Origin of the sequence: Mesorhizobium sp. B2-1-1 (genome assembly GCF_006442975.2) — a bacterium.
Classification (GTDB): domain Bacteria; phylum Pseudomonadota; class Alphaproteobacteria; order Rhizobiales; family Rhizobiaceae; genus Mesorhizobium.
Window position 1 is genome coordinate 3,810,658 of the sequence record NZ_CP083954.1, and the last position, 13,256, is coordinate 3,823,913.

12 protein-coding genes and 1 tRNA gene are annotated in these 13,256 nt (G+C 61.9%); 1 reads left to right on the plus strand and 12 read right to left on the minus strand.

The genetic code is table 11. The features are described 5' to 3' along the window. Positions 1-44: 44 nt before the first annotated feature. The 11 genes from rpoB to tuf all read right to left on the minus strand — a co-directional run bounded on the left by rpoB (position 45) and on the right by tuf (position 11,481). Positions 45-4,181: a DNA-directed RNA polymerase subunit beta gene (gene rpoB, locus FJ972_RS18680; protein WP_140501628.1), complete on the minus strand. Its 4,137-nt coding sequence runs from the start codon at positions 4,179-4,181 to the stop codon at positions 45-47. Between the two features lie 266 nt (positions 4,182-4,447). Then, positions 4,448-4,825 carry a 50S ribosomal protein L7/L12 gene (rplL, locus tag FJ972_RS18685; protein ID WP_027146630.1) on the minus strand — a complete coding sequence of 126 codons (378 nt, stop codon included), beginning with the start codon at positions 4,823-4,825 and terminating at the stop codon, positions 4,448-4,450. Positions 4,826-4,879: 54 nt separating this feature from the next. Further along, positions 4,880-5,398 (minus strand): 50S ribosomal protein L10, encoded by a 519-nt coding sequence (gene rplJ, locus FJ972_RS18690; protein ID WP_140515456.1) that lies wholly within the window; start codon positions 5,396-5,398, stop codon positions 4,880-4,882. Between the two features lie 407 nt (positions 5,399-5,805). Continuing rightward, a complete protein-coding gene (rplA, locus tag FJ972_RS18695; protein ID WP_140501624.1) occupies positions 5,806-6,504 on the minus strand; it encodes a 50S ribosomal protein L1 in 699 nt (232 codons plus the stop codon). Between the two features lie 4 nt (positions 6,505-6,508). After that, positions 6,509-6,937 carry a 50S ribosomal protein L11 gene (rplK, locus tag FJ972_RS18700; RefSeq protein WP_140501622.1) on the minus strand — a complete coding sequence of 143 codons (429 nt, stop codon included), beginning with the start codon at positions 6,935-6,937 and terminating at the stop codon, positions 6,509-6,511. A gap of 175 nt (positions 6,938-7,112) precedes the next feature. Then, entirely contained in the window at positions 7,113-7,640 is a 528-nt protein-coding gene (gene nusG / locus FJ972_RS18705; protein WP_140525523.1) for a transcription termination/antitermination protein NusG, read from the minus strand. 27 nt (positions 7,641-7,667) lie between these two features. Continuing rightward, the gene (gene secE, locus FJ972_RS18710) at positions 7,668-7,871 is read right to left on the minus strand and encodes a preprotein translocase subunit SecE (protein WP_013531408.1); all 204 of its coding nucleotides are present in this window, start codon (positions 7,869-7,871) and stop codon (positions 7,668-7,670) included. Between the two features lie 452 nt (positions 7,872-8,323). Continuing rightward, the gene (locus tag FJ972_RS18715; RefSeq protein ID WP_140515458.1) at positions 8,324-9,082 is read right to left on the minus strand and encodes a hypothetical protein; all 759 of its coding nucleotides are present in this window, start codon (positions 9,080-9,082) and stop codon (positions 8,324-8,326) included. A gap of 247 nt (positions 9,083-9,329) precedes the next feature. Beyond that, a tRNA-Trp gene (locus FJ972_RS18720) sits at positions 9,330-9,405 on the minus strand. Between the two features lie 211 nt (positions 9,406-9,616). After that, the gene (locus FJ972_RS18725; protein WP_140525524.1) at positions 9,617-10,099 is read right to left on the minus strand and encodes a group II truncated hemoglobin; all 483 of its coding nucleotides are present in this window, start codon (positions 10,097-10,099) and stop codon (positions 9,617-9,619) included. A gap of 206 nt (positions 10,100-10,305) precedes the next feature. After that, a complete protein-coding gene (gene tuf / locus FJ972_RS18730; protein WP_140515452.1) occupies positions 10,306-11,481 on the minus strand; it encodes an elongation factor Tu in 1,176 nt (391 codons plus the stop codon). Between the two features lie 293 nt (positions 11,482-11,774). On the opposite strand from tuf, the gene FJ972_RS18735 reads away from it, so the two are divergent. Next, entirely contained in the window at positions 11,775-12,662 is an 888-nt protein-coding gene (locus FJ972_RS18735) for a DMT family transporter (protein ID WP_140525525.1), read from the plus strand. A 237-nt stretch (positions 12,663-12,899) separates the two neighbouring features. On the opposite strand, the gene FJ972_RS18740 is transcribed toward FJ972_RS18735, so the two are convergent. Beyond that, positions 12,900-13,157 (minus strand): GlsB/YeaQ/YmgE family stress response membrane protein, encoded by a 258-nt coding sequence (locus FJ972_RS18740; protein ID WP_140525526.1) that lies wholly within the window; start codon positions 13,155-13,157, stop codon positions 12,900-12,902. Positions 13,158-13,256 lie beyond the last annotated feature (99 nt).

The following is a 13,256-nucleotide window of genomic DNA, read 5'->3' on the forward strand; positions in this document are numbered from 1 at the left end:
GTGCACCCGGTCGCGGGAGCCTCTCCCGCGACCGGGTGTCTTGTTTATTCCGCTGCGTCGGGCAGCCGAACCGGGGCTTCGTCGAGCTTGGTGTTCTCCAATTCGACGTTGAGGCCGAGCGACCGCATCTCCTTGACGAGAACGTTGAAGCTCTCGGGAATGCCGGCCTCGAAGGTGTCGTCGCCGCGGACGATCGCCTCGTAGACCTTGGTGCGGCCGGCGACGTCGTCCGACTTCACCGTCAGCATTTCCTGCAGCGTATAGGCGGCGCCGTAGGCTTCCAGCGCCCAGACCTCCATTTCGCCGAAGCGCTGGCCGCCGAACTGCGCCTTGCCGCCCAGCGGCTGCTGGGTGACGAGCGAGTACGGACCTATCGAACGCGCGTGGATCTTGTCATCCACGAGGTGGTGAAGCTTGAGCATGTAGATGTAGCCCATCGTCACCTTGCGATCGAACGGCTCGCCGGTGCGTCCGTCATAGAGCTGCGACTGACCGCTGGTGTGCAGGCCCGCCTGCTCCAGCATGACGTTGATGTCGGCCTCGTGCGCGCCGTCGAACACCGGGGTCGCGATCGAGACGCCGCGGCGCATCTGCTCGCTCAGGCGAACGATGCTCTCGTCGTCATACTCGCGGACCGGCTCGTTGCGGTCGTTGGCGGGCATGAAGCTCTCCAGCGTCTTGCGCAGCGGCTTGATGTCGCCGGCAGACTTGTAGGCGTCGATCATCTCGCCGATCTTCCTGCCCATTCCGGCGCAAGCCCAGCCCAGATGCGTTTCCAGGATCTGGCCGACATTCATGCGGCTCGGCACACCCAGCGGGTTGAGCACGATATCGGCATGCGTGCCGTCCTCGAGGAAAGGCATGTCCTCGACCGGAACGATGCGCGACACGACACCCTTGTTGCCGTGACGGCCGGCCATCTTGTCGCCCGGCTGCATCTTGCGCTTCACCGCCACGAAGACCTTGACCATCTTCATGACGCCCGGAGGCATTTCGTCGCCGCGCTGCACCTTCTCGACCTTGTCCATGAAGCGCTGTTCGAGTGCCTTCTTGGAATCGTCGTACTGGCCGCGCAGGGCTTCCAGTTCGCTCTGGAGCTTTTCGTTCTCCACGGCGAACTGCCACCACTGCGAACGCGGATACTCGTCGAGCGTATCCTTCGACAGCGTCGAGCCCTTCTTGAAGCCCTTCGGTCCGGCGATCGCTTCCTTGCCGACGAGCACGTCGGAAAGGCGCGCGTAGACGTTGCGATCCAGGATCGCCTGCTCGTCGTCACGGTCCTTGGCGAGGCGTTCGATCTCCTCGCGCTCGATCGCCATGGCGCGCTCGTCCTTCTCCACACCGTGGCGATTGAACACGCGCACCTCGACGACGGTGCCGAAGGTACCCGGAGGCATGCGCATCGAGGTGTCGCGCACATCGGATGCCTTTTCGCCGAAGATGGCGCGCAGAAGCTTTTCTTCCGGCGTCATCGGGCTTTCGCCCTTCGGCGTGATCTTGCCGACCAGGATATCGCCCGGCTGAACTTCGGCACCGATATAGACGATGCCGGCTTCATCGAGGTTCTTCAGCGCTTCTTCCGAGACGTTCGGAATGTCGCGCGTGATTTCCTCCGGTCCGAGCTTGGTGTCGCGCGCCATGACCTCGAACTCCTCGATGTGGATCGAGGTGAAGACGTCGTCGGCGACGATGCGCTCGGACAGGAGGATCGAGTCCTCGTAGTTGTAGCCGTTCCACGGCATGAACGCGACCAGCACGTTGCGGCCGAGAGCCAGATCGCCGAGCTCGGTCGAAGGACCGTCCGCGATGATGTCGCCCTTGTTGACCCGGTCGCCCATGCGCACCAGCGGACGCTGGTTGATGCAGGTGTTCTGGTTCGAACGCTGGAACTTCATCAGCCGGTAGATGTCGACGCCGGACTTGCCCGGATCGAGGTCTTCCGTGGCGCGGATGACGATACGCGTCGCGTCCACCTGGTCGACGATGCCGCCGCGGCGGGCGCCGATGGCGGCGCCCGAATCACGGGCGACGATCGGCTCCATGCCGGTGCCGACGAACGGCGCTTCGGCGCGCACCAGCGGCACGGCCTGGCGCTGCATGTTCGAGCCCATCAGCGCGCGGTTGGCGTCGTCGTTCTCAAGGAACGGGATCAGGGCCGCGGCCACCGACACCATCTGCTTGGGCGAAACGTCCATCAGGTCGACGTTTTCGCGGGGCGCCATCATCACCTCGCCGGCACTGCGGCAAATGACGAATTCGTCGACAAAGCGGCCATCCTTGTCGAGCTCGGCATTGGCCTGCGCGACATGGTGCTTGGCCTCTTCCATCGCCGACAGATAGACGACGTCATTGGTCAGCTTGCCGTCGACGATCTTGCGGTACGGGCTCTCGATGAAGCCGTACTTGTTGACGCGCGCGAAGGTGGCGAGCGAGTTGATCAGGCCGATATTCGGGCCTTCCGGCGTCTCGATCGGGCAGATGCGGCCGTAATGCGTCGGGTGCACGTCGCGCACCTCGAAGCCGGCGCGCTCGCGGGTCAGACCGCCCGGTCCAAGCGCGGAGAGACGGCGCTTGTGGGTGATCTCCGACAGCGGGTTGGTCTGGTCCATGAACTGCGACAGCTGCGAGGAACCGAAGAACTCGCGCACGGCGGCAGCCGCCGGCTTGGCGTTGATCAGGTCCTGCGGCATGACCGTGTCGATCTCGATCGAGGACATACGCTCCTTGATCGCGCGCTCCATGCGCAGCAGGCCGACGCGGTACTGGTTTTCCATCAGCTCGCCGACCGAACGCACGCGGCGGTTGCCGAGGTTGTCGATGTCGTCGATCTCGCCCTTGCCGTCACGCAGTTCGACCAGCGTCTTGACCACGGCCAGGATGTCGTCCTTGCGCAGCACGCGCACGGTGTCCTCGGCCTTGAGTTCGAGGCGCATGTTCATCTTGACGCGGCCGACGGCGGACAGGTCGTAGCGCTCGCTGTCGAAGAACAGCGAGTTGAACATGGCTTCGGCGGTTTCGAGCGTCGGCGGCTCGCCGGGGCGCATGACACGATAGATGTCGAACAGCGCGTCCTGGCGGCTCTCGTTCTTGTCGACGGCGAGCGTGTTGCGGATGTAGGCGCCGACATTGACGTGATCGATGTCGAGTATCTGGATCTCGTCCTCGCCGGTGCCAAGCAGCACCTTCAGCGTCTTGTCATCGATCTCGTCGCCGGCCTCGAGGAAGATCTCGCCGGTGGCGTAATTGACGATGTCCTCGGCGAGATAGTTGCCGAGCAGGTCCTCGTCGGTCGCCTTGATCGCCTTCAGGCCCTTTTCCCCGAGCTGGCGGGCCTGGCGGGCGGTGATCTTCTTGCCGGCCTCGACAACGACCTCACCCGTGTCGGCATCAACCAGGTCGCCGACGGCCTTCAGGCCGCGGAAACGATCGACGTTGAACGGAATGCGCCAGTGATCGCCGGCGCGCTTGTAGGTGATCTTGTTGTAGAAGGTCGACAGGATCTCTTCGCCGTCCATGCCGAGCGCCATCAGCAGCGACGTCACCGGAATCTTCCGGCGACGGTCGATGCGGGCGTGCACGACGTCCTTGGAATCGAACTCGATGTCGAGCCACGAACCGCGATAGGGGATGACGCGCGCGGCAAACAGAAGCTTGCCCGACGAGTGCGACTTGCCCTTGTCATGGTCGAAGAAGACGCCCGGCGAGCGGTGCATCTGCGAGACGATGACGCGCTCGGTGCCGTTGACGATGAAGGTGCCGTTCGAGGTCATGAGCGGCATGTCGCCCATGTAGACGTCCTGCTCCTTGATGTCCTTGATCGACTTCGCGCCGGTATCCTCGTCGATATCGAACACGATCAGGCGCAGCGTCACCTTCAGCGGTGCGGCATAGGTGAGGTCGCGCTGACGGCATTCGTCAACGTCGAATTTCGGTCCTTCGAACTCGTACTTCACGAACTCCAGCATCGAGGAGCCGGAAAAATCGGAGATCGGGAAGACCGACTTGAAAACAGCCTGCAGTCCCTCGTCCGGACGTCCGCCCTTGGGCTCGTCCACCATCAGGAACTGGTCATAGGACGCCTTCTGAACCTCGATGAGGTTCGGCATCTCCGCAACTTCCGGGATCTTTCCGAAGAACTTGCGTACGCGTCTGCGGCCATTGAAAGTCTGGGTCTGGGCCATCGTCGCTCCTTAGCTCTAAACTCGGGGCGAGCCTCGCCGCGGCTCGCCTTGCATCCGAACCGCCTGGGCAGCGGCTCTCTGTCTGTTCTCCGGCCCCATTACCAAACTACTTGGCGGCGGCCGGCTAAAACGGGAGAAAACCCGTTTCCTGAGAGCCGGTTTTCGGCCCTCAGGAAAGAGGTTTTCGTGCATCTCGCGCTACGCAGCCTCCCCAGGTCACCCGAGGGAGTGGCGGACGGCGCGAGGCCGTCCGCAGATTGTTACGCTTACTTCAGCTCGACCTTGGCGCCGGCTGCTTCCAGCTGGGCCTTGAACTTGTCGGCGTCGGCCTTGGAAACGGCTTCCTTGACCGGCTTCGGAGCCGCTTCGACCAGGTCCTTGGCTTCCTTGAGGCCAAGGCCGGTGATGGCGCGGACTTCCTTGATGACGTTGATCTTCTGAGCGCCGGCATCGGTGAGGACGACGTCGAATTCCGTCTTTTCCTCGACCGGAGCAGCGGCAGCGGCAGCGCCGCCGGCAGCGGCAACAGCCACCGGAGCAGCAGCCGAAACGCCCCACTTTTCTTCCAGAAGCTTCGACAGCTCAGCCGCCTCAAGGACGGTCAGCTTCGAAAGGTCGTCTACGATCTTTGCGAGATCAGCCATTGTTGTATTCCTTCATAAGGTTCGAACGTGTGTTTGTGATAGCGAGGAACGGCCTCATGCCGCCTCGTCCTTCCGGGCGTAAGCGCCGATGACACGCGCGACCGAAGCCGCGGGCGCATTGACGATCTGGGCGATCCGGGTTGCCGGCGTGGCGATCATGCCAACCAGCCTGGCGCGCAGCTCGTCGAGCGACGGAAGTGTGGCGAGTGCCTTCACACCGTCGGCGTTGAGCGAGGTGGTGCCCATTGCGCCGCCGAGAATGACGAGCTTGTCATTCCCCTTGGCGAAATCGGACGCGACCTTCGGCGCCGCAATCGGATCCTCCGAATAGGCGACCAGCGTCTGTCCCTTGAACAGATCGATGATCGATGCGGAGTCCGTGCCCTGAAGAGCGATTTTGGCGAGACGGTTCTTCGCGACTTTAACGGTGCCACCGGCAGCGCGCATTTTCGACCGGAGGTCGTTCATTTGCGCGACGGTGATACCGGCATAGTGGGCCACGACCACTGAACCCGCGTTCGAGAACGCATCGTTCAGGCCCGTGACGAGTTCGCGTTTTTCCGCTCTGTCCACTGCCTATCTCCAGTTGACCCCCACCCTGCTAACGGGAACATTCCCATTCACGAGGACAGGCGTCGGGTTGCCTTTTGCCGGCCGGGCCATCCAGTAACGGATCTCCCGAACAGCGCTCGAGGATCCTGCCCCCTTTCGCCACATCGCCGGCAAGCCGGACGATGCGCAGACAAAAGGCAAACACGGTTCGAACCTTTCATTGGAGCGCTTGCTCCGTTGTCAGGTCTTCACCCGTCTCATGCAGGCCCACATGAATTAAGGCCCCCCTTTTCAATCAAGGCCGGGCCGCCTGCAATCTCGGACAGGATGTCCGGAAACCTTTCGGCTCCCGGTACCGGGCCCAGAACGATCCAGGCCCGGAATTCACTTACGGATCGGCCCGTTCAGCGGCCGATCCAAACGGTTAATCAGGACGCCGCGAGCGTCGAGACGTCGAGCTTGAGGCCCGGGCCCATCGTCGAGGTGACGGACACCTTCTTGACGTAGTTGCCCTTGGCGCCAGCCGGCTTTGCCTTGGTCACCGCATCGGCGAAGGCGCGGACGTTTTCTTCCAGCGCCTTGACGTCGAACGAGACCTTGCCGACGCCGGCGTGAACGATGCCGGCTTTCTCGACGCGGAACTCGACAGCGCCGCCCTTCGATGCCTTGACGGCGGCCGCGACGTCGGTGGTGACGGTACCGACCTTCGGGTTCGGCATCATGCCGCGCGGGCCGAGCACTTTGCCCAGACGGCCGACGAGCGGCATCATGTCCGGCGTGGCGATGCAGCGATCGAAATCGATCGTGCCCTTCTGGACGATGTCGACCAGGTCCTCCGCGCCGACGATGTCGGCGCCGGCGGCCTTGGCTTCCTCGGCCTTGTCGCCACGGGCGAACACGGCGACGCGGACCGAGCGGCCGGTGCCGTTCGGCAGGTTGACCACGCCGCGGACCATCTGGTCGGCATGGCGAGGATCAACGCCGAGATTCATCGCGACTTCGATCGTCTCGTCAAACTTAACCGTCGAGCGATCCTTGAGCAGCTTCAGCGCGTCACCCAAGGTATAAGCCTTGTTGGGATCGATGCCTTCGCGGGTCTTCGATACACGCTTTGCAATCTTTGCCATGATCTCAGCCCACCACTTCCAGACCCATCGAGCGGGCGGAGCCCTCGACCATGCGCATGGCCGCCTCGACGTCGTTTGCGTTCAGATCCTTCATCTTCTGCTCGGCGATGGCGCGGACCTTGTCGCGGCCGATCGTGCCGGCCTTGACCTTGCCCGGCTCCTTGGAGCCCGACTTCAGGTTAGCGGCCTTCTTCAGGAAGTAGCTCACCGGCGGCGTCTTCATGACGAAGGTGAACGACTTGTCCTGATAGTAGGTGATGACGACCGGAATCGGCGATCCCTTTTCCATTTCCTGGGTCTGCGCGTTGAACGCCTTGCAGAACTCCATGATGTTGATGCCGCGCTGACCAAGCGCCGGGCCGATCGGGGGCGACGGCGTAGCCGAGCCCGCGGCAACCTGGAGCTTGAGCTGGCCTGCAATTTTCTTAGCCATCTCTATTCCTGCCTTTGTCTATGCCGGCCCCTCGATCTGGGAAAACGCCGGCTGTTGCAGTCTGGTGGTGCGGTTCCTGCGGCCGGCTAAAGCCGCATTCGCCTCCCACCGTTCTCAGGCCGCGCGTTGCCGCGCCGCCTCCCCTGACCACCGGAACGGCGCCAGGGATTTCGGATCAGCCTTTTTCGACTTGTCCGAATTCCAGATCGACAGGCACGGCGCGCCCGAAGATCGAAACTTCCACCTTGAGCCGCGCCCGCTCCTCGTCCACTTCCTGGACGAAGCCGTTGAAGGACGCGAAGGGGCCATCCGAGACGCGGATCGCCTCGCCGATCTCGAAGGTAACCGAGGGCTTCGGCCGCTCGACGCCTTCCTGCACCTGGTTCAGGATGCGCTGCGCCTCGGCCTCGGTGATCGGCACCGGCTTGGAGTCGCCCAAAAACCCGGTGACCTTCGGCGTGTTCTTGACCAGCGAGAACACGGCGTCGGTCAAGTTGGCCTTCAGGAGCACATAGCCCGGAAAGAACTTGCGCTCGGCGTCGACCTTGCGGCCGCGACGAACCTCGACGACCTTCTCGGTCGGCACGACGATCTGCTCGATATCGGCGGACAGGCCCTTCTGCTTGGCCTTGTGCTCGATGTCCTCGGCGACCTTCTTCTCAAAGTTCGAATAGGCGTGGACGATGTACCAGCGCGTAGTCATTTCACGACTTCTCCGTAATCGCCGGACTTAGCGTCCAATGCCCAGAATCTGTTCGACCGCGAGGCCCATGAGCTGATCGGCGGTGAAGAAAAAGATCATCGCGATCACAGCGAAAGCCAGAACCATCACCGTCGAGATCATCGTTTCGCGTCGCGACGGCCAAGTCACCTTGGCGGTCTCCGCGCGAACCTGCTGGAGAAAGACGAAAGGATTTGTGGTTTTCGAAGCCATATGCCGCTCTGTCTTCAAGACCCGTTGGCCGGGTCTCCTGGATGATCCCGCTGGCCGGGACGTGCCGCCTGGGTCCATTTTCGCGCCGAATCAGCGCAATCATTTCGCCCATGCAAATCAGACGCGTAAAGCCGGCTTCCCAGCTCCACGCGTCGCGTGTCTGTCTCGTCTACATAAAACCGATTCTTGATCCACGCAAGTGGCAAGTGTCCGCTTTATGACCAAACGCCGCCTCGGAACCATCCAGTCGTTCCGTCCCGGCTATGGCGCCCTTATGCCTCAATCAGCCTAATATGGCAAGCCGGTCGCCGATTTTCAAATGACGTGCAACATTTTGTATAACCAGAATCGAGCTTTTCTGCCGAGCGGCGTCAGCCCACGCACCGACCGAACTCGGAAGACCTTGCGACCGGCCGCCGGCTGCGATCTTGAGCACCGAGTGAAAAACGATCTCAAGTTCGAAGCCAGTTCCCCACCAGCAAAGCGACCACTAGCAAAGCCATCAGCCGTCCTAGGCCTACAAGCTGGCAACTGCGCCTCAAAGCCTCGGAAATCTCTTTCAGGTCCGCTTGCATGGGATCGGAGGGATAGCTCATCCCCTGCGATCCGAACCAATAATGACACAGGAAGATGAAGCGGTAGGGCTTGTAGAGTGGCCGGTGCATTGCGAATTCAAGGATCTTGGCCCCGTAGCTCAAGCTTGGGTATGCAAAGCGGATATAATGGGTCTCGAAGACTTCGAACGCCGAAGGCTGCTTGTGCAGTTCCCGGACGCTAACGATGTAGCGCCGCGACTGTTCGAAAACGTTCATCGTCAAGCTGCGCTGGGAGACATACAGGTATCGCTCCGAAACGAGCCCGTGCATGATGTCCGCTGCCGCGAATTCAAAATAGACGAGCGCTTCCCGGATATCCTTCTGCAAATTCTGCTGAGCTGCATCTGCTTGAAGCTCCCCATAGGTCGGAAATGGGGTCCGGTTCTGCAAGTAAGGATTAGAGAGCCTTCTCAGGATCGGATAGACCGGATGGGAATCGGCAAGCAGGTACTTGTTGGCCTTTTCCCGCCGAAACGCGTTCGTGGCCTGACGGGCCGAGATGTACCAGCCGAGGATCACCAGAATACCCGTGAGAAGGACAGCGTAGCCGTCTGGGATCTGCGTGATCGATGTATTCTTCCCAAGCCCGATTAGGTAGCCGAGAAACTCGCCCATAACGAAAAGCCCCCGGGGAATCCCCAGGGGCTTCTTATCGCATCTGCACGCGGAATTAAATAATGATGATGTCTCTCATGTGGAGAATCCTCCGAGCACGTTCTTTAGTGACTTACGTAAGCTATCATATGCAAGCGGACCAGTGAACAAAAAATGAACAATACCTAAATTCGCATCCAGGCAAGGCTACTTTCGGGCTCCGCGCCACGCAAGGCGTTTTCTAGGTACCTGTTCCCCTGAGGGAAAATGGCACGGGCAGCAGGGCTCGAACCTACGACCTGCGGTTTTGGAGACCGCCGCTCTACCAACTGAGCTATGCCCGTACACGTGCGCCTCGGCGCAGCAGGGGCTTCCTAAAAGCTTCCGCGCGCTCTGTAAAGAGCGGTTTGCAAGCAAACGCGCCTTCATCCCCTTTCCCGGAAATCGGGATGGTCGACGACCAGCCCGCCGCCATCGATCTCCGGTTTCATGCTCGAGTGCGCCGGCATGCTGTTCGCGGAGATCTTGCCTGCCGGCCCGTGTATCCGTTGGACGCTATTTGGTGTCCGGGACCCGGTAAGGCCCGCCGGGCACGCCCCAGCCCCAGGCCGGCATCGGCTCGGTCTCCGGGTCGCACGTTTCGCCGAGATTGGAATTCATCTTGGCGAGCCGCGATCCCCACTCGACATAGCCCATGAAGGCGGAACGGAACTCCGGATCGTCAGGCAGCCCGACGGCATCCGCGGCATCGGCCAGCAGGTTGATCCAGCGGCGGCGCTGCTCTTCCGTCAAATGCCTGCCGAGATGATGCATGACCATCTCGCGGTGGCCGCCGAATTTTTCGCTGTAGGTTTTCGGCCCGCCGAAAACCTCGCCGATAAAGGCCGCGACATGAGCGGGGTGGTCGGGCGACATATGCTTGAACACCGGCCCGACGACCGGATCCTGCGCCACCTTGTCATAGAAGGTCTGCGTCAGCCGGTTGAGCGCTTCGCTGCCGCCGGCCCATTCGTAGAGTGTGGGAACATCCTGGCTCATACTTGACCTCCGCCCAGCGCCGCCTGCAGCGACGATAGCGGAAAAATCGAGCAAGCCTCAACCTGCCTCGATGGCCAGTTCGATGAACGCGGCTACCGTTCGACCGCGTGTCGGCCCCGGCATGCCAACGCTGACCTTCGGTCGCCGACAAAAAGGGCGGCCCGAGGACCGCCCTTCCTTCTCGATCCGGCTGATGCCGGTGTCGATTACTCTTTGATGGTGACGACGATGCCGGCACCGACGGTGCGGCCGCCTTCACGGATGGCGAAGCGCAGCTTCTCTTCCATGGCGATCGGCACGATCAGCTCGACGTCGACCGTGATGTTGTCGCCGGGCATCACCATCTCGGTGCCGGCCGGCAGCGACACGATGCCGGTCACGTCGGTGGTGCGGAAGTAGAACTGCGGACGGTAGTTGGTGAAGAACGGCGTGTGACGGCCACCCTCGTCCTTGGTCAGGATGTAGGCTTCGGCCACGAACTTCTTGTGCGGCTTCACCGAACCGGGCTTGGCCAGAACCTGGCCGCGCTCGACACCTTCACGGTCGACGCCGCGCAGCAGCGCGCCGATGTTGTCGCCGGCCTGGCCCTGGTCGAGCAGCTTGCGGAACATCTCGACGCCCGTGCAGGTCGTCTTGGTGGTCGGACGAATGCCGATGATCTCCAGCTCCTCGCCGACCTTGACCACGCCGCGCTCGACGCGACCGGTCACGACCGTGCCGCGGCCCGAGATCGAGAACACGTCCTCGATCGGCATCAGGAACGGCTTGTCGAGCGGACGAACCGGCGTCGGGATGTAGGCGTCGACCTGAGCCATCAGCTCGCGGATCGCGTCCTCGCCGATCTTCTTGTCCGAATCTTCCAGAGCCGCCAGCGCCGAACCCTTGACGATCGGAATGTCGTCGCCGGGGAACTCGTTCTTGGTCAGCAATTCGCGAACCTCGAGCTCGACCAGCTCAAGCAGCTCGGCATCGTCGACCTGGTCGACCTTGTTCAAGAACACCACGATCGACGGCACGCCGACCTGGCGGGCCAAAAGGATGTGCTCGCGGGTCTGCGGCATCGGGCCGTCGGCGGCCGACACAACCAGGATCGCGCCGTCCATCTGCGCCGCACCTGTGATCATGTTCTTCACATAGTCGGCGTGGCCGGGGCAGTCGACGTGGGCGTAGTGGCGGTTCTCCGTCTCGTACTCAACGTGAGCCGTCGAAATCGTGATGCCGCGCGCCTTCTCTTCCGGCGCCGCGTCAATCTGGTCATAGCGCTTGTATTCGCCAAAATACTTGGTGATCGCTGCCGTCAAAGACGTCTTGCCATGATCAACGTGGCCAATCGTGCCGATGTTCACATGCGGCTTGGTGCGCTCGAATTTACCTTTTGCCATAGTCTCTTTCCTTGGACGGCCTGGACCTTCAGTTCAGTCGAATGCGGGGCGATTAGCGACAAAGGCCAAAAAACACAAGCGTCTTTTGCCCGGGCGCCTTCTCACTCGGCCCGAACCCGTGATCCGATTGCGGGGATATGGCGCTGATATAGGAACGTGTCGCGTGAAATGGAATGGCCTAAACCCCTGCGCAATCGCGCCGGCCTCCCGCGCCCCGCTCGTCGGTCGCTGTCGGATTTGTCGGCGCTTCATGGCCCATTGCGGCGGTGTTCCCGCTCTGATTTCCTGCACCGATGCATTTCATCCCGACAGCCGTTCGCGGCCCCCTGTTCATGATCGTCTCGACCGGGTCGTATCTCATCAACGATACGATGATGAAGCTCGCCACGGCGGGCCTGCCGTCCTATGAAGTGCTGTTCCTGCGCGGCGCAGCGGCAGCGCTCTGGGGCTTTCCGCTGCTGCTTGCGCTTGGTTATGGCAAACAGATCCCGCTGATCTTCGACAAGCGCGTGCTGCACCGCAACCTGCTCGAACTGGCCGCCATCCTTTGTTACGTCGTGGCGCTCGCCAACATGCAGATCGCCGATTCCACCGCCCTCGGACAGGTCACGCCGCTCTTGATGCTGGTCGGCTCCTCCATCCTGTTCGGCGAGCGGATCGGCGGCCAGCGCATGGCGCTGATCGGTCTCGGCTTCATCGGCGCGCTGATGGTGGCGCAACCGACCATGCAGGGCATCTCGGTCTACGCCTTGCTGGCGCTTGGCAATGCGGCATTGTCGGCCGCGCGCGATCTCACCGGCAGGCGGGTTCCGGCCGAGGTGCCGGGAATGATCGTGGCGATCTCCGCCGTCGTCGTGGTGCTGATCGGCGCCGGTGCGGCACACCTGGTTTCAGAGCGCTGGATCATGCCCGGAGCACATCATTTGCTGCTCATGGCCGGAGCCGGGTTTTTCCTGATCTTCGGCCATTTCTTCATCTTCATGGCCTATCGCGTCGGGCCGACCAGCGCGGTGGCGCCGTTCTACTACTGCTTCACCGTCTGGGCGATGATTTCGGGCCTGCTGGTGTTCGGACAATTCCCGAACGCGCTGGCGATCTGCGGCATCCTTCTGGTTGTCGGCAGCGGACTGGCCATCGTCTCGCTCGACCAGCGCAGGCGCCGGCTGACTGTCGTCGCCTAAGTCGGCTCCAGTTGCGGCCGATTATCGCCGGGGGTCTCGCCGCAAGCTCAACACGCTGTCCGCGATATCCTCAAGAGGGTCAGATAAGACGCGCCAGACGGCGCTCCGCGGTGGCAAACACCGCCGATGAAGGACAGGACGGGCGCATGACCCGAGTGCGGGATCCGGTTTCGGGGAAGCTCATGCACGAGCGGACAGGTAGAAATCCCATCCCGAACTATCGGAATGGGACTGGTGCTAAATCGGCCGCTTGCCGGCGAACTGGTGGTAGGCCCACAACACGACCACGGCGCCCACCACCGCGACGATCAGGCTGTATATGTTGAGACCGGTCACGCCCGACGCGCCGAAAGCGCTGAAGATCAGGCCGCCGACAATGGCGCCGACAATGCCGAGCACGATATCCATGATCATGCCCTGGCCGCTCTTGTTGACGATCTTGCTGCCAAGAAAGCCGGCGATGACGCCCAGAATAATCCAGCTGATGATTGACATTTTTCCTCTCCAATCCCCCGCCGCGTCCATCATTTTCATATGATTGTCAAAAGCTCAAGCCAGCTTGAAATTCCGCCCGATTGCGTCATTGTGAGGATG

What these genes read in the sequence shown, in the direction of transcription:
- rpoB (WP_140501628.1), bottom strand. Translation starts at nt 4,181, where the DNA reads ATGGCCCAGACCCAGACTTTCAATGGCCGCAGACGCGTACGCAAGTTC.
- rplL (WP_027146630.1), bottom strand. Translation starts at nt 4,825, where the DNA reads ATGGCTGATCTCGCAAAGATCGTAGACGACCTTTCGAAGCTGACCGTC.
- rplA (WP_140501624.1), bottom strand. Translation starts at nt 6,504, where the DNA reads ATGGCAAAGATTGCAAAGCGTGTATCGAAGACCCGCGAAGGCATCGAT.
- rplK (WP_140501622.1), bottom strand. Translation starts at nt 6,937, where the DNA reads ATGGCTAAGAAAATTGCAGGCCAGCTCAAGCTCCAGGTTGCCGCGGGC.
- nusG (WP_140525523.1), bottom strand. Translation starts at nt 7,640, where the DNA reads ATGACTACGCGCTGGTACATCGTCCACGCCTATTCGAACTTTGAGAAG.
- secE (WP_013531408.1), bottom strand. Translation starts at nt 7,871, where the DNA reads ATGGCTTCGAAAACCACAAATCCTTTCGTCTTTCTCCAGCAGGTTCGC.
- FJ972_RS18715 (WP_140515458.1), bottom strand. Translation starts at nt 9,082, where the DNA reads ATGGGCGAGTTTCTCGGCTACCTAATCGGGCTTGGGAAGAATACATCG.
- FJ972_RS18725 (WP_140525524.1), bottom strand. Translation starts at nt 10,099, where the DNA reads ATGAGCCAGGATGTTCCCACACTCTACGAATGGGCCGGCGGCAGCGAA.
- tuf (WP_140515452.1), bottom strand. Translation starts at nt 11,481, where the DNA reads ATGGCAAAAGGTAAATTCGAGCGCACCAAGCCGCATGTGAACATCGGC.
- FJ972_RS18735 (WP_140525525.1), top strand. Translation starts at nt 11,775, where the DNA reads ATGCATTTCATCCCGACAGCCGTTCGCGGCCCCCTGTTCATGATCGTC.
- FJ972_RS18740 (WP_140525526.1), bottom strand. Translation starts at nt 13,157, where the DNA reads ATGTCAATCATCAGCTGGATTATTCTGGGCGTCATCGCCGGCTTTCTT.